At 58.1% G+C, this 15,897-nt stretch carries 16 protein-coding genes; 11 read left to right on the top strand and 5 right to left on the bottom strand.

Going from position 1 to position 15,897, the window contains the following annotated elements; genetic code table 11:
- The first annotated feature begins 4 nt into the window (after positions 1-4).
- Entirely contained in the window at positions 5-1,549 is a 1,545-nt protein-coding gene (locus ACR0NF_RS05105; RefSeq protein WP_480777872.1) for a trimethylamine methyltransferase family protein, read from the top strand.
- Here the strand turns inward: ACR0NF_RS05105 and ACR0NF_RS05100 are convergent, their stop codons facing one another.
- A complete protein-coding gene (locus tag ACR0NF_RS05100; RefSeq protein WP_480777966.1) occupies positions 1,550-1,837 on the bottom strand; it encodes a DUF6477 family protein in 288 nt (95 codons plus the stop codon).
- Positions 1,838-2,089: 252 nt separating this feature from the next.
- Between ACR0NF_RS05100 and ACR0NF_RS05095 the strand changes: the two genes are divergently transcribed.
- Together ACR0NF_RS05095 and ACR0NF_RS05090 are read left to right on the top strand one after the other, a co-directional pair.
- On the top strand, positions 2,090-3,187 hold the full coding sequence (locus tag ACR0NF_RS05095; protein ID WP_480777871.1) for a DUF6456 domain-containing protein: 1,098 nt from the start codon (positions 2,090-2,092) through the stop codon (positions 3,185-3,187).
- Positions 3,188-3,231: 44 nt separating this feature from the next.
- Entirely contained in the window at positions 3,232-4,155 is a 924-nt protein-coding gene (locus ACR0NF_RS05090; protein ID WP_480667006.1) for a hydrogen peroxide-inducible genes activator, read from the top strand.
- 49 nt (positions 4,156-4,204) lie between these two features.
- On the opposite strand, the gene ACR0NF_RS05085 is transcribed toward ACR0NF_RS05090, so the two are convergent.
- On the bottom strand, positions 4,205-4,753 hold the full coding sequence (locus ACR0NF_RS05085) for a redoxin family protein (RefSeq protein WP_480667005.1): 549 nt from the start codon (positions 4,751-4,753) through the stop codon (positions 4,205-4,207).
- Positions 4,754-5,017: 264 nt separating this feature from the next.
- On the opposite strand from ACR0NF_RS05085, the gene lipA reads away from it, so the two are divergent.
- Both lipA and ACR0NF_RS05075 read left to right on the top strand, forming a co-directional pair.
- Positions 5,018-5,968 carry a lipoyl synthase gene (gene lipA, locus ACR0NF_RS05080; protein ID WP_480657868.1) on the top strand — a complete coding sequence of 317 codons (951 nt, stop codon included), beginning with the start codon at positions 5,018-5,020 and terminating at the stop codon, positions 5,966-5,968.
- Complete coding sequence (locus ACR0NF_RS05075) at positions 5,965-7,110, top strand: amidohydrolase (RefSeq protein ID WP_480657867.1); 1,146 nt, start codon at positions 5,965-5,967, stop codon at positions 7,108-7,110. Before lipA ends, ACR0NF_RS05075 begins: the two co-directional genes overlap by 4 nt.
- 171 nt (positions 7,111-7,281) lie before the next feature.
- Here the strand turns inward: ACR0NF_RS05075 and hpt are convergent, their stop codons facing one another.
- Positions 7,282-7,821: a hypoxanthine phosphoribosyltransferase gene (gene hpt, locus ACR0NF_RS05070; protein WP_480469977.1), complete on the bottom strand. Its 540-nt coding sequence runs from the start codon at positions 7,819-7,821 to the stop codon at positions 7,282-7,284.
- Between the two features lie 72 nt (positions 7,822-7,893).
- On the opposite strand from hpt, the gene ACR0NF_RS05065 reads away from it, so the two are divergent.
- Together ACR0NF_RS05065 and ACR0NF_RS05060 are read left to right on the top strand one after the other, a co-directional pair.
- The gene (locus ACR0NF_RS05065; protein ID WP_480777870.1) at positions 7,894-8,337 is read left to right on the top strand and encodes a type II toxin-antitoxin system RatA family toxin; all 444 of its coding nucleotides are present in this window, start codon (positions 7,894-7,896) and stop codon (positions 8,335-8,337) included.
- Positions 8,338-8,375: 38 nt separating this feature from the next.
- Positions 8,376-9,671 carry an MmgE/PrpD family protein gene (locus tag ACR0NF_RS05060; protein ID WP_480777869.1) on the top strand — a complete coding sequence of 432 codons (1,296 nt, stop codon included), beginning with the start codon at positions 8,376-8,378 and terminating at the stop codon, positions 9,669-9,671.
- Here the strand turns inward: ACR0NF_RS05060 and pyrC are convergent.
- Positions 9,668-10,705: a dihydroorotase gene (gene pyrC, locus ACR0NF_RS05055; protein WP_480777868.1), complete on the bottom strand. Its 1,038-nt coding sequence runs from the start codon at positions 10,703-10,705 to the stop codon at positions 9,668-9,670. The genes ACR0NF_RS05060 and pyrC overlap by 4 nt on opposite strands.
- A 136-nt stretch (positions 10,706-10,841) precedes the next feature.
- On the opposite strand from pyrC, the gene ACR0NF_RS05050 reads away from it, so the two are divergent.
- Complete coding sequence (locus ACR0NF_RS05050) at positions 10,842-11,750, top strand: AAA family ATPase (protein ID WP_480469973.1); 909 nt, start codon at positions 10,842-10,844, stop codon at positions 11,748-11,750.
- A gap of 58 nt (positions 11,751-11,808) precedes the next feature.
- A complete protein-coding gene (locus ACR0NF_RS05045) occupies positions 11,809-13,068 on the top strand; it encodes a vWA domain-containing protein (protein ID WP_480777867.1) in 1,260 nt (419 codons plus the stop codon).
- Here ACR0NF_RS05045 and ACR0NF_RS05040 read toward each other — a convergent pair whose 3' ends face one another.
- Positions 13,069-13,569, bottom strand: coding sequence for a hypothetical protein (locus ACR0NF_RS05040; RefSeq protein ID WP_480469971.1), 501 nt, complete (start codon positions 13,567-13,569; stop codon positions 13,069-13,071).
- 207 nt (positions 13,570-13,776) lie between these two features.
- Between ACR0NF_RS05040 and ACR0NF_RS05035 the strand changes: the two genes are divergently transcribed.
- The gene (locus ACR0NF_RS05035) at positions 13,777-14,745 is read left to right on the top strand and encodes an XdhC family protein (RefSeq protein ID WP_480469970.1); all 969 of its coding nucleotides are present in this window, start codon (positions 13,777-13,779) and stop codon (positions 14,743-14,745) included.
- Positions 14,742-15,743: a molybdopterin-binding protein gene (locus ACR0NF_RS05030; protein WP_480469969.1), complete on the top strand. Its 1,002-nt coding sequence runs from the start codon at positions 14,742-14,744 to the stop codon at positions 15,741-15,743. The genes ACR0NF_RS05035 and ACR0NF_RS05030 overlap by 4 nt, the downstream gene beginning before the upstream one ends.
- Positions 15,744-15,897 lie beyond the last annotated feature (154 nt).

Raw genomic sequence — 15,897 nt, 5'->3', positions numbered from 1 at the left:
CTCAATGGCAGAGGCAAACACCCGGCGCAGGGCACGGGGTGGCGGTGGTGCCGCCCGTCGGGCCGAGCGCACGGCGGTCAAGATCGAAACCGCGAAATACATCGAACGCAACATTCCCAATTTCGAGGTTCTCAACGAAGAAGCGTTGCAGATCATCGAAGCCAACGCAGAGACCATATTGGCCGAAGTTGGGGTCAACTTTGTCGACAATCCGGCTGCGCTGGAACGTTGGAAAGATGCCGGTGCCGATGTCGAGGGAGAGCGTGTGCGACTGCCGCGCGGTCTGGCGCGCGAATTGATCAAGACCGCCCCCAGCGAGTTCACCCAGCACGCCCGCAACCCCGAGAAATCGGTGGTCATCGGCGGTCGCAATATGGTTCTGGCCCCGGTCTATGGCCCTCCGTTCGTGCGCGATGCGCAAAGCGGTCGCCGCTATGCGACCATGGACGATTTCAACAAATTCGTGAAACTCGCCTATATGTCCAAATGGCTGCACCATTCGGGCGGCACGGTGTGCGAGCCGACCGATATCCCGGTGAACAAGCGCCATCTGGACATGTTGATGGCGCATATGACCCTGTCGGACAAGCCGTTCATGGGCTCGGTCACCGATCCCAGCCGGGCACAGGATTCGGTTGAGATGTGCGAGATTCTTTTCGGTAAGGAATTCGTGCAGAACAACACGGTGATGACCTCGCTGACCAACATCAACTCGCCGATGACGTTCGACGATGTGATGATGGGCTCGCTGGAGGTTTATGCGAAGAACAATCAGGCCTGCATCATCTCGCCCTTTATCGTGGGCGGTGCGATGGCGCCGGTTTCGGTGGCCGGGACCCTGACGCAGGTGCTGGCCGAGGTCATGGCTGGTGTGGCTTATAGCCAGATCATCCGCCCGGGTGCTCCGGTGATCTTCGGTGCGTTTGTATCGTCGATCGACATGAACTCGGGCGCGCCGACCTTCGGGACTCCCGAAGCCTCGCACGTGACCTATGGTGCAGGCCAATTGGCGCGGCGACTGGGACTGCCCTATCGCTCGGCCGGTTCTTTCTGCGGCTCGAAATTGCCGGACGCGCAGGCCGCGTATGAGACCGCGAATTCGCTGAACATGGGTCTGATGTCGGGCGTGAACTTCATGCTGCACTCTTGCGGTTGGCTTGAAGGTGGTCTGGTGGCGGATTTTGAGAAATTCGTCATGGATGCCGACCAACTGGGTGTCTTGCACGGTCTGGCCAAAGGTGTGGCCTATGACGAAAATGCGCAGGCTATGGATGCGATCCAAGAGGTCGGACCCGGTGGCCACTATCTGGGCTGCGCGCATACACAAGCGAACTTCAAAGAGGCGTTCTGGAAGACCGATCTGCTGGATTACAAGCCGTTCGAGACCTGGGAAGAAGAGGGCGCCCGCGATACACGAACGCTTGCCTCGGCACGGGTCGAGCATCTGTTGGCCAATTACCAGCAGCCGCAGCTCGATCCCGATGTGAAGGCCGCGCTTGATGCCTATGTCGCTGAGAAAAAGGCGTCCATGCCGGATGCCTTCACCTGATCACTGATACCGCGTGGTACGGCTGGCTTGAAACAGCTGTGCCTCGCCGATCAGAGCGATCAAAATATCCAGATGACGCACCAGAGAATAGGCTGCGTCATCTTCCCGCCTTTGCAGATCAAGCTCCCGCTCCAGTTCCATGAGTCGGATCAACGCTGATCCTGTACTGGGTATCGACCCATAGCCCAAAACTCGTTGCAAGTGCCGGTCTCGATTATAGTCCTTTGCTCCAATTTTCGCGGCTCGGCTTAGCAAGCGTGGGCGGCGGAGTGTGGCGATCATGGTCATCAGGTCCTGCACGGCAGCGTTCCTTCGTTTTTGTTCTGATGCTAAAGATGTCGCACAACTTAAGCGGGTGTTGCCTTGTTTAAGCTCCCTCCGAACGATGGTTTCATGACTGTTTATCTTTTTGAATCAATTCTGCTCCGTGCCGTCTGTGATTAACGAACGAGTAACGAAAGCGACTCTAGTTAGATTTGGTTAACTAAGAATCCGACGGCGAAAACTGTCAGTTTGTTTTGTCGACGAGGGCATTGAACTATGGAAAACAGCGTGGCTTTCAACGTACCGACCTGGGTCCCCGAAGGGGCGCAACGATATCTTGATCATACCGAGTCGGGCCGGTCCATTCGGGATATCGCCCGGGCGGCGGGATGCCATGCGTCGACCATCTTAAGACAAATTCGCCGTGTTGAGATGCGCCGTGACGACCCGCTGGTCGATGCTGCGTTGCGATCATTGGCGCAGACCCATTTCGCCCCTATGACAGAGAACTCGGCCCGCTATCCTGCCCCCGATTATCCATCTGATGAACCAAAAGACGATGCGTTCGAACGCGAAGCGCTGCGGGTGCTGCGCCGACTATGTGAATCTGGTGCGGTGCTGGCCGTGGCAGAGGATATGGATAAGGCGGTTGTAGTGCGCGATAGTGGGGATTGTGGAACGACCCGAACCGCCGTCGTTGACTGCAAGATCGCGCAAGCCCTGGCGTTGAAAGATTGGATCTCGTGCGACAATCCGGGGCGAATTTCACGATACCGGATTACGACGTCGGGCCGCTCGGCGATGAGCCATCTGCTGGCCGATTCCGAAAATCGTGCCCGCGCGCAGAGTGAGTTCGGCATGGCCGAAGCGCAAGCTCCGTTTCAGACCGTTGGAGCGGGAGCGAAACTTCAGCCCAAGGCGTCGGCACGAGCCCGCTATAGCACGACCGAAAGCCCGTTGATTGCCCTTGCGCGTCGACGGGACCGGGACGGAAAGCCGTTTCTTGATGAAACACTTGTCGGTGCAGGTGAACGCTTGCGCGAGGATTTCGAACTTGCGCAAATCGGACCTCAGGTCACGCAGAACTGGGATCGTTTCCTGACCGGTGGTGGCCGAGGAGATTTCACGGCGGATGGGCCTATCGGACAGGGGTCGTCCGGTGCGCGCGATCGTGTGGCGCGTGCTTTGTCTGACCTGGGGCCGGGGCTCAGCGATGTTGCACTGCGCTGCTGTTGTTATCTTGAGGGGTTAGAGCTTGCAGAAAAGCGCATGGGCTGGTCGGCGCGGTCGGGCAAGATCGTGCTGCGTATCGCCCTGCAACGGCTCAAGCGGCATTATGAAGAGCAGACTGAACGCGACCGTATGATCGGTTGATATATAGATATTGTGGTTCTGTCGGAAAGTGATAATCCAAGATTATGAATTTCACATTTCGCCAGTTACAGTATTTCCGCGCCGTTGCCGAGCAGCGAAACTTTGGCCGTGCAGCACAGGTTTGTCATGTCTCTCAGCCCGCGCTGTCAGTTCAGATCAAAGCGCTAGAGGAAGCGATGGGTGGCCCTCTGTTTGAACGGCAGGCCCGTGACATTCTGCTAACGCCTTTGGGCAGAGATGTTCTGGATCATGCCGATCAGGTGCTCATAGCCGCTGATCGGTTGGACCGGTTCGCGCGGGACCATTCCGGTGGGCACCGGTCCTTGTCGATTGGCATCATTCCAACCGTCGCGCCCTATCTATTGCCGGGGGTATTGGCAGGGTTGCGCTCTGGCGATGTTTCGTTGCGTGTCCGAATACGTGAGGCCCGGACCGAACGCTTACTTGCGATGCTACGGGGGGGTGAAATCGATGCGGCGGTGCTGGCGCTGCCCACAGGCGGGACCGCTTTGCACGAAGAACCCTTGTTCGAAGATCGTTTCCTGCTGGCGGGCAGCCAATCGCGTCTCAATCGACTGACCATCAGCCCCGAGGCACTGCGCCCTCTGGATCTACAAGCGGCGCAGTTGATGTTGCTTGAGGACGGGCATTGTCTGACCGATCAAGCGCTTGAGGTTTGTGGTCAGGATCGGGCCAGCGGGCAGATCAATATGGGGGCCTCGTCCTTGGCCACTCTGTCGCGACTGGTGGCTGAGGGCTTTGGCTTGACCCTGATGCCGGAACTGGCAGCCAGGGCAGAGGCCGACGCGGTGCCGGGCTTGCGTTTGCTGCGCTTTGCGACCCCTCAACCGGCGCGAACGATTGGCCTAGTGCGGCGTTCTTCGACCGGAGGCGAGGGGTGGTTCGATCGCCTGTCCGAGGTGATCCGGCAGGTCGGAGAAGACGTCGTCGCGCAAACCCGCACCTGATCAAAAAAGGCCCGCCGAACGGCGGGCCTTGTCATGCAATCACATCTGATCAGGCCAGCGCGGGCTCGCGCACTTCATCCAGATGCTTCATCAGGTTTTCGGGCGATGACACGCCATAAGGATCCTCGGGGCAGTTATCCATCAGGCCGGGCTCTTCGAACCATGCTTCGACCACGCCATCGTTGACGATGGCCGCATAGCGCCACGAGCGCATGCCGAAACCCAGATTGTCTTTGTCGACCAGCATGCCCATTTTCCGGGTGAACTCACCCGAACCATCCGGGATCACATCAACATTCTGCAGGCCCTGATCCGCTGCCCATTTGTTCATGACAAAGCTGTCATTCACGGACATGCAATAGATTGCATCGATCCCTTTATCAGTGAAATCCGAGAAGCCGTTTTCAAAACCTGGCAGCTGATAGGTCGAGCAGGTCGGCGTGAACGCACCCGGCAGCGAAAACAGGATGACGCGCTTACCTGCGAAATAATCAGCGGTGGTTTTATCTTCCCAACGGAACGGGTTCGGGCCTTCGATCGAGTCGTCGCGAACGCGCGTGTGGAAGGTCACTTCAGGCAGTTTTGCACCGGTTTTCATCATCAAACTCCTGTGATTCACATATGTTTGATGCGAGGGTTAAAACGATTCTAAATCAGCTTCAACAATAGATATACTGCAGTTGCAAAATATCTAAGCCCCAGTCACGACCATTGAAAATAAACATGAAAATCTGTAAGTTGTGTCTATGTTTCTGCGGTTGCGTAGTTGAGGCGCATAGCGGCTATGCGTCACTGGCCTAACCCCTGTAGTCGGTTTATGTTAAGCGCGAAGTGAATTGACCCAAAGTCAGGAAAGCCCGTTGTGCGTGATCTGAAAATTCCCGAGCAAAGACACCCGGAAAAGGCGCATCGGCCTGACAATGCGGCCCCGCGCAAACCGAAATGGATTCGCGTCAAGGCTCCGGGCGGCGAAGGGTATGCCGAAACCCATAAGATCATGCGTGACAACAATCTGGTGACCGTCTGCGAAGAAGCTGGTTGCCCGAATGTTGGTGAGTGCTGGAGCCAGGGTCACGCCACCATGATGATCATGGGCGAGATCTGTACCCGCGGTTGTACCTTCTGCAACATTGCCACCGGCCGACCGGATGAGCTGGATGCGTTCGAACCCGGACGTGTCGCCCATGCGGTGCAGAAACTGGGGTTGAACCATGTGGTGATCACCTCGGTCGATCGCGATGATCTGGAAGATGGCGGAGCTGAGCATTTCGCGCAGACCATTCGCGCGGTACGCCACCGTTCGCCCAAGACCACGATTGAAATCCTGACGCCGGATTTCCTCAAATGTGATCCTTCCGTTCTGGAAATCGTGGTTGAAGCCAAGCCGGATGTGTTCAACCACAATCTCGAAACGGTTCCGGGGCTTTATCCGCAGGTGCGCCCGGGCGCGCGTTATTTCCACTCTCTGCGTCTGTTGCAGCGTGTGAAGGAAATGGATCCGTCGATCTTCACCAAGTCGGGCATCATGGTCGGATTGGGTGAAGACGAGCAGCAGGTGCGTCAGGTCATGGATGACATGCGCGCAGCCGATATCGATTTCCTGACAATTGGTCAGTATCTCCAGCCAACCCCGAAGCATCACGGTATTGATCGTTTCGTCACACCGGAAGAGTTCGCATCGTATGAAAAGGCGGCCTATGGCAAGGGATTCCTGATGGTATCGGCCACGCCTCTGACACGGTCCTCTTATCATGCAGGGGATGATTTTGCCCGCCTGCGCGATGCGCGCCAGAAAAAACTGGGGCAGGTGTGAACCCTGAGCTTCAGAGCTGGCTTATTGAAAAGCGCCATGAGTTACATCAGGTGCCAGAGATTTCAGGTGACGAGCGCGGGACAGCTACGAGCATCGCGAACTTATTGCAGGCGTGCGATCCCGACACTGTCTTAACTGAAATCGGTGGTTACGGGGTCGCAGCGGTTTATGATAGTGGCAAACCCGGACCGACCGTTGGTATCCGTTGCGAGCTGGATGGCCTTCCAATTCAGGAAATCTCGGAGGTGCCATATGCATCGCAATACCTTGGTAAGGGGCATCTATGCGGTCATGACGGCCATATGGCGATGGTCCTTGGCGTCGCTTTCATGCTGGGTGAAAAGCGCTCGTCGCGAGGCCGGGTAGTGCTGATCTTTCAGCCCGCCGAGGAAACCGGGAAGGGTGCCAAAGCCTTTCGCAGCGATCCGAAATTTAAAGACATCGCCCCAGATTACGTGTTCTCACTACACAATCTTCCGGGGCTTGATCACGGAGCGGTTGAGATCTGCAGCGGTCCGACCAACTGTGCATCGCGCGGGATGCGGATTGCACTGACTGGAAAAACCTCTCATGCCGCGGCGCCGCAGGATGGGGTGTCTCCGGCGCTGGCGATCTCGGAGTTAATGCCTGCGCTGGCGCGGCTTGGGCTGGGTGGTGCGCTGGATGCTGACTATGCGCTGACCACCGTTACCCATGCACAATTGGGAGAGCCCGCTTTTGGCGTTGCACCGGGATATGCCGAGCTGTGGGTGACGTTGCGCACGGTTTCGGATGCCCGAATGGAGCGTTTGATCGAAGAGGCCGAGACATTGGTCGAATCCACCGCACAGGCTGAAAGGCTGACGGTTGAGATCACTTACGACGACATCTTCGAGGCTTGCACGAACGACGAAGAGGCCGCTCAGATCCTGTCGGATGCTTGTGATGCGCAGGGCGTGTGGCACAGGCTGGTTAAAGAACCCCAACGGTTTTCCGAAGATTTTGGTCAGTTCGGCAAAGGTGCGAAATCAGCGATGTTCTGGTTGGGTGCAGGAGGGGATCATCCGCAATTGCACAATCCCGACTATGATTTTCCCGACGCGCTGATCCCGATAGGCACCGGCATTTTTCTGGCTGCGATTGAGCGTACCCTTACGGCCTGAGTTTTCTCGGCTCGCTGCCCGCCCAGTCCGGCCACCAGCCCATAAATTCTATGCCTACAATCAGCAAGCATAACAAGATGACGCCCAAAACCAGTTTCACGCGGCGCTCAGATGGCGGATTGCGCGCCCATAAGGTCATGCGAAGGAAATGGCGCAGGTTCATTTCTGGTGCTATTCGACGAACCGAACCTTGCCGATAAAGGGCAGGTTGCGGTTGCGTTGGGCGTAATCGATACCGTAGCCCACAACAAATTCATCCGGAATTTCGAACCCGATCCAGTCTGAACGGAAGTCAACTTCGCGCCGGCTGGGTTTGTCCAGCAATGCGATAGATTTCAGCCGCGCGGGCTTGCGGCTTTGCAGCAGCTTGGTGACGTGGTTCAGCGTGTGGCCGGTATCGACGATATCCTCGACCACCAGCACATCGCGCCCTTCAATAGCGCCACGCAAATCTTTGAGAATACGGACCTCCCGGCTGCTCTCCATCGAGTCTCCGTAAGAAGATGCCTCAAGAAAATCGACCTCGATTGGCAGATCAAGCTCGCGCACAAGGTCCGCGATGAAAACGAAGCTGCCGCGAAGCAGTCCCACGACAATCAGCTTGTCGGTGCCGCCGAATTCCTCTGTGATTTCGCGGCACAATGCCTCGATCCGCGCGGCAATGGCCTTGGCCGAGATCATCTCATCTATCACATATGCGCGGTCACTCATCGCTGCCCCCTTGATCTTTGGCGCGCAACATACGAAATCACGCGCCATTGTCACCAGTGAATCCCGGATATCATGCCAACACACTCTGAAACCCGACCGCTGCCTTACACCGCCCAGCAGATGTATGATCTGGTCGCGGATGTGGCGAAATACCCGGAGTTTCTTCCCTGGTGCGCCGCAGCCCGTATCCGCCGCACCTATGCTGCAGGGGACGGCAAGGTGATGGAGGCTGATCTGGTCATCTCGTTTAAAGTGTTTCGCGAACGTTTTGGCAGCCGGGTCACGCTGTTCGATGCGCATAAACGGATTGATACCGAATATCTGGATGGACCCTTCAAATACATGCGCTCGGATTGGGAATTCGAAGATACGGATGAGGGATGCAATGTCTCGTTCCACGTTGATTTCGAATTCAAGAACGCGGTGCTGCAAGGCATTATTGGTGTCGTATTCAACGAGGCGATGCATCGGATTGTGCGTGCCTTCGAACAGCGCGCGGCGGACCTCTACGGCTGAGGCTTTACGACGGGGCAGTGCACGCTAGACTGCGCTGCATGAGCACACTGACTTCCACGCTTGCTGAATTTTCTGCAGGCCCCGTCTCAACCACGAAGCAAGCGCGCATCGTGACCTCTTTGTCCGTTTTGGATTGGCTTGCTGTCGGGCGCGCGGGGGCAGAGGAGCCGGTGTCGCGGATTGTACGGCAGATGGTCCTGTCTGAGGGCGGCATGGAACAGGCCCGATTATTTGGCGGAGGCGCCGCACCTTTACGTGCGGCTGCGCTGGTGAACGGCACCATTGCCCACGCGCTGGACTATGACGACACCCATTTCGCCCATATCGGCCACCCCTCGGTGGCCGTTGTCCCCGCGGCTTTGGCTATTGCGGCGTGGGAGGATCGCCCCCTGGTCGACTTCCTTGAGGCTGCCTTGATCGGTATGGAAACTTCGATCCGGATCGGGTTGTGGCTGGGGCGGGCGCATTATCAGGCCGGATATCACCAGACCGCAACTGCCGGTGCGTTCGGGGCTGCCGTCGCAGCCGGGCGTATCATGGGGTTCGATGCGGCACAGATGTCTGCGCTGATTGGCTTGACCGCGACACGTGCGTCCGGTCTGAAAGCGCAATTTGGAACCATGGGCAAGCCTTACAACGCAGGTATCGCCGCATCGAACGGGCTGGAAGCGGCGCTGTTGATTCGAAACGGATTTCTACCCAATGCTGATGCTCTCGGAGGGGCATACGGTTTCGGTGCCACGCATCTGGGTACAGACGATGCCGACAGTGCGCTGCAGGGATTGGGTGATGAATGGCTGTTTGAGGCCGTCAGCCATAAGTTCCACGCCTGCTGCCATGGTCTGCACGCGGCCCTTGAGGCGGCGCTTGATCTTGATATCGCCGAACCTGAGGTTGCGGAAATCAAGGTCAAAACTCACCCCCGCTGGATGAGCGTCTGCAATCAGTTGGAACCTTCGACGGGGCTTGGGGCGAAGTTCTCGTATCGCACTGTTTTGGCGATGCAATCGCTTGGCTATGACACCGCATTACCGGGCAGCTATTCTGACAAAATATGCGCCGACCCGCGTCTGCAATCCCTGAGAGATCGGATCACCGTTGAGGCGGATGAGAGTCTATCCGAAACGCAAGCTCACCTGTCGCTGCTGCGCCGCGATGGTGCGCGGCTGGAGGCAAGCCATGATCTGCTGGCCCCGATGTCGCTTTCGGATCGGGAGGATCGTGTGCGGGGCAAGGCTGCTAAACTGATTGGTGGAGACGAAGCAGACGCGATCTGGTCCATGCTGCGCACCGGCGGGCGCGCAGCGGATTTGGCAGACAGGCTATCCGATTAGGCAACGCGCCAATGCAGCGGAAAGCCCGGATCGAATACAGTCACAGGCCCGTCGCCCGTTTCGATCTTGGATGGGTACGCGACCGGTTCGCCTTTTGTCAGAGTGATGATCTCTTCGTTCACCGGCAGTCCATAGAACGCAGGGCCATTCAGGGAAACAAAGCCTTCCAGCTTGTCCAGCGCGCCTTCGCGATCGAACATCTCTGACACCAGTGACATGGTGTTGGTGGCCGTAAAGCACCCGGCACAGCCACAGGCCATTTCCTTGTTGTCATCCGTATGGGGGGCACTGTCTGTGCCAAGGAAATACCGCGCATCGCCTGAGGTGGCCGCAGCCAGCAGAGCCAGCCGGTGTTCCTCACGTTTGGCAACTGGCAGGCAGTAGTAATGGGGTTTGATGCCGCCCACCAGGATATGGTTGCGGTTGATGATCAGGTGATGCGCGGTGATCGTTGCGCCCAGATCAGTGTCATTAGCTTTGACATAATCCACGCCGTTCGCGGTGGTGATATGCTCCATCACGACACGCAGTCCCGGCGTTGCCTTACGGATCGGATCAAGAATTCGGTCGATAAATACGGCCTCACGGTCGAAGATGTCGATCTCGGAATCGGTGACCTCGCCATGTACGCAAAGAGGCAAACCGATTTCGGCCATCTTCTCCAGCACCGGGCGCACCTTGTCGAAATCGCGCACACCCGAGGCAGAGTTGGTCGTCGCGCCTGCCGGATACAGCTTGACCGCCTTGATCAGCCCGCTGGCATGGGCGGCTGCTACATCGTCGGCAGCCGTGTCCTCGGTCAGATACAGCGTCATCAGCGGCTCGAACGTCATGCCATCGGGCAAGGCGGCCATGATACGGTCGCGATAGGCAGCAGCGTCGTCGCCGCGCACGACAGGCGGCACAAGGTTCGGCATGATGATTGCACGGGCAAAATGACGCGCGGTTTCGGGCAGGACGGCCTGCAACATCGCGCCATCGCGCAGGTGCAGATGCCAGTCGTCGGGGCGGCGGATCGTGAGCGTATCGGTCATGGCCCCCGGCTAGCACAGCCGGTTCAGAGGGAAAAGCCTTGTCAACCGATCAGATCGTCGTAAATCCCGGAAAAGCCTTGGTCTTGACGCGCGCACGCTACCATGACCTGTTGGGCGCAGCGATTGAGGGGATCACATGCCGCAACCAAATTCCATCGATGCCGTGCAGGAAACACTCAGCGCCCAGGGCTATGTTTGTGGGCGCGCTCTGGCGACGGTCGTCTTCCTGTCGCTGAAACTCGGACGCCCCCTGTTTCTTGAGGGCGAGGCAGGCGTTGGCAAGACCGAGATTGCCAAAGCGCTTGCCGCTGGCCTGAACCGCCGTCTGATCCGGTTGCAATGCTATGAGGGTCTCGATGCATCCTCGGCCGTTTACGAGTGGAACTTTCCGGCGCAGATGGTGGCGATCCGTACTGCCGAGGCCTCGGGTGGGGCGGACCGTGCGGCGTTGCAGACCGAACTCTTTTCGGACGACTACCTGATCGAACGCCCCTTGCTGCAGGCGATGCGCCCGGATGAGAACGGCGCGCCGGTCCTGTTGATCGATGAATTAGACCGCACCGATGAGCCATTCGAGGCTTTCCTACTCGAAGCTCTCAGCGATTTTCAGGTGACCATCCCGGAGCTGGGCACTGTCAAAGCGCCGGAACCGCCCATCGTCATCCTGACCTCGAACCGCACACGCGAGGTTCATGACGCCCTGAAACGCCGATGCCTCTATCACTGGGTCGACTACCCTGATTTCGACCGCGAGATCGAAATCCTGCACGCCCGCGCCCCCGAAGCGGCCGAGGCGCTGAGCCGGGAGGTTGTTGCTTTCGTCCAGCGTTTGCGCACCGAGGACCTGTTCAAGAAGCCGGGCGTGGCGGAAACCATCGACTGGGCCAAATGCTTGCTTGCGCTCGACGTGATCAACCTCAGCCCCGAAGTGATCGGAGACACGCTGGGCGCGATCCTGAAATACCAGGACGACATCCAGAAACTGCAAGGCTCTGAGGCCAAACGTATTTTGGATGAAGCCAAAGCTACACTCGAACCCGTCTGATGTCGCGCCCGTTTAAATATACTGTGGGGGCATGGGGGCAGTGCCCCTATGTACACTGATGGCCGAACAGCTTCCACTCGACATCCCCGACCACCCCAAGCTGGCGCAGAACATCACCCATTTTGCCCGCGCCCTGCGCAAGGCGGGTCTTCCGATTGGTACGGGCCGCGTGGTGGATGCGATCCGTGCCGTCGAGGCTGCTGGGTTCACCAAGAAACAGGATTTCTATTGGACCCTACACGCCTGTTTCGTGAACCGGCCCGAACATCGCACGGTCTTCGCGCAGGTCTTCCGCCTCTATTGGCGTGACCCGCGTTATATGGAGCATATGATGGCCATGATGCTGCCCGCCATTCGTGGCGTGCAGGAGGAACGCAAGGCGGATGCTGGCGAAAAACGCGCCGCCGAGGCCTTGCTTGAGGGGGTCGAACGGGATCAGCCCGAATTGCCCGAGCAGGAGGGCGAGACAGAAATCGAGATTGATGCGACCCAGACAGCCTCGTCCGAGGAACGGCTGCGTAACCTTGATTTCGAACAGATGAGTACCGAAGAAATGGCACAAGCCAAGCGCTTGCTGGCGCGGTTGACCTTACCGGTCAAACCCATCGCATCGCGCCGGGCGCAGGCCAGCCATCTGGGGCATCGGCTCGACCGCGCGCGCACGCTGCGCCTGGCCATGCGTCAGGGTGGAGAGTTGCATGAGATCGCGTTGCGCAAGCCCAAACCACGTTGGCCGAACCTTGTGGCGTTGTGCGATATCTCTGGGTCAATGAGCCAATACAGCCGCATCATCCTGCATTTCCTGCACACGGTTTCGAATGCCAAGGGGGCGGGCTGGGCAAAGGTGGATGCCTTTACCTTCGGTACGCGCCTCACCAATATCACCCGGCACCTGCATCAGCGCGACGTCGATACGGCACTGGCCTCTGCCGGGGCCGAGGCGCAGGACTGGGAAGGTGGCACAAGGATTGGGGAGTGTCTGCATCAGTTTAATCGCGACTGGTCCCGCCGGGTGATGGGGCAGGGCGCGGTTGTCCTGCTGATCACTGATGGTCTGGAACGTGGCGCGCCCGAACAGCTGGAGAAAGAAATCGAGCGTCTCCACCTGTCCTCAAAGCGATTGATCTGGCTGAACCCGTTGCTGCGCTGGGATGGGTTTGCCCCCAAGGCGCAGGGGGTCAGAACCATGCTGCCCCATGTCGACAGTTTCCGCGCCGGGCATTCAATCGCCTCGTTGGAAGATCTCGCCAATGTGATCTCTGAGCCCGACGATCAGGGGCAGAAAGCACGGCTGATGGCCGCGCTTTCCGAAGGTTGATTATGAGAGCTGTTCTTCGTTGCACTTCCGCGCCATTTCCATGGCCTTGTAGGTGCCGGTGAGGTCGACGGTGAAGGCAAACTCTTTCTCGGGAAACACCACCATGACCTTCTTCTTGGCCAGATCATCGGCGAACTGCGGATCGTCCGACAGGACGTAACCGCCGGAATAGCCCTTAGTGATATTGCCTTTCATGCCAGTGGCTTCGCCGACATAGATGTTGTCACCGATCAGAATGGCCACGGCTTCTTTCTCACCGGCTTTGATGTTGGTTTTGGCCTTCGTGAAAACGCCGACGTAGCCCACACCGCGATCTTCGGTCAGGCCCATCTGAACCACGTTTTCGGAATCATCAACGGCTTCGATCAGGCAGGACTTCTTTTCCTGATCGATAAAGACCTTCCAGCCTTCGACTTCGCCATATCTCAGAAATGTGTCTGCCCAACCGGTACTGGCCGTCGCCAGACCGATTGCCGCCGCGAGTGTAAGAATGCGTTTCAACTCATTGTCTCCGCTTTGGAATATGAAGGGGAATGCACCGTTTCCGGTCCGGTGATACAAGCAAGTTAGAGGGTGGTGCTGTATCGATCAATACTTTGTGAATGTGATCGTGAAATCGGCTCTTTAGCGCCGGAAACTCTACCTGCTGACCGCTTTTCATTGCTGCAAAGCTAACTATGTTGAACCGGAACAAGGCCGGAGGTCTCAATGGAACGATTCGACAACAGCTCGGAAACTGCTCTGAAGTGGCATCGCGCGGGCAAGAAGGCAGCCCTTGCCACGGTGGTCGAAACCTGGGGCAGCGCGCCACGCCGCGTCGGTGCGCAGTTGGTCATCGCAGGTGATGGGCAGATCGAGGGTTCGGTCTCTGGCGGGTGCGTCGAAGGGGCGGTGATCGTTGAGGCACTGGAAGCCATTGAGGAAGGTGAGGCACGGTTGCTGGAGTTTGGCGTCAGCGACGAGGATGCCTTTGCGGTCGGATTGGCTTGTGGCGGCACTATTCGGGTTTTAGTCGAACCTGTCGGACAAGTCCTGCCAGAACCGATGTTGGCCGAACTGGTTGCAGCGCGCGCGCGGCGCGAACCTTTGGCTTACGAAGTGAATGTCGAAACCGGCCACCGTGCCTTGCGCCGTAACGCATATGCTGAACGGTTGCGGATGGACCGGTCTGGGTTTGAAGAGGACGGGCAGACATTTGTTGCCGTCCACAACCCGCCGCTGCGGTTGATTGTGGTGGGGGCAGTTCACATCGCTCAGGCGCTGGTGCCGATGGCGCGGATCGCGGGGTATGACCCTGCGATCGTCGACCCGCGAGAGGCTTTTGCATCGGATGCTCGCTTTCCCGGAGAAACCATCCTGACAGATTGGCCCGATGAGGCCGTGATCAAACTGGGGCTCGATTCGCGTACGGCCCTCGTGTTGCTGACACACGACCCTAAGCTTGATGACCCGGCATTACAGGCGGCGCTGGAGGCCGGTGTGTTTTACATCGGCGCGCTTGGATCGACGCGCACACATGCCAAACGTGTAGATCGGATGAAGCAAGCCGGGTTCTCCGACGCTCAGATTGGGCGCATACACGGCCCAGTTGGACTCGACGTTGGCGCGGCCAGCCCTTCGGAAATAGCGGTCGCCATTCTCGCCCAGATGACCGCTGTCTTGCGAGGCAAGGCGTGAAGTTCGGACCGGTTTCCTTATCTGAAGCCAGCGGTGCGATACTGGCGCACTCGGTCAAGGCAGAAGATCAAAAACTGCGCAAGGGAATCGTACTGACGGCTGAACACATCGACCTGCTGGCGCGTGCCGGTTTGAATGAGGTTATTGTTGCCCGCTTGGAACCCGGTGATTGCCACGAAGATGAAGCAGCAACGATGTTGGCCGCAGCTCTTGCTCCGGATCCTGCGAGCGCCAATCTGCGTGTCACAAAGGCGTTTACAGGCAGGGTTAACCTTTTGGCGGATGGGCCGGGCGTGGTGGAACTGGACGTTGAAGCCATACAGAAATTCAATCAGGTTCATCCGATGATCACCGTGGCGACGGTGCCGCAATACCAGCAGATGGGCGCAGGGGGGATGGTTGCGACGGTCAAGGTGATCTCTTACGCCGTGCCTCGGTTGGATGTGCAGCGCGCTGCGGATCTGGCGCAGGGGAGCGTGCGACTGACCATGCCGCGATTCCAGACAGCGGGCCTGATCGTGACAGATATCCCCGGCGGCCCGTCCAACGAAAAAGGGATCGCCGCGATTCGCGGTCGGGTCGAGGCGCTGGGGATGAATCTGACAGATATTCGGATCGTTCAGCACAAGACGGAAGAACTTGCGGAAGGGCTCAGGTCGCTGCAAGGCGACGTTGCAATGATCCTCACGGGCTCGGCCACGTCCGACGTGGATGACGTCGCGCCCACAGCAGTGCGTCTTGCCGGTGGCGATGTGGACAGATTCGGCATGCCCGTTGACCCCGGAAACCTGTTGTTCCTCGGCGGATTGCAGGGCCGTCCCGTCATCGGCTTGCCCGGCTGCGCCCGCTCGCCTGCGCTGAACGGAGCCGATTGGGTTCTGTCGCGCGTGGCATGCGGGATCGAAACAACAGGAACAGATATCGCAGCGATGGGCGTTGGTGGGTTGCTGAAAGAGATCCCAAGCAGGCCGCAACCGCGTGCAGCGAAAGTAAAGTGACGTAACGGCATCTTTGCCGTTTTTCGGGCTTGCTTCATCATTACAGGGTTATGTGGCTGAACGGCCTAAAAAACGGGCAAATATTTTTGTTCTCAAACAAAAATTCCCGTGTTTAACTTGGGCGCAAAGGAAAATTCCAAATAGGGAGGATTTC

Source organism: Ruegeria sp. CF4 (assembly GCF_056537345.1).
This window is presented reverse-complemented; position numbering and strand designations above follow the sequence as displayed.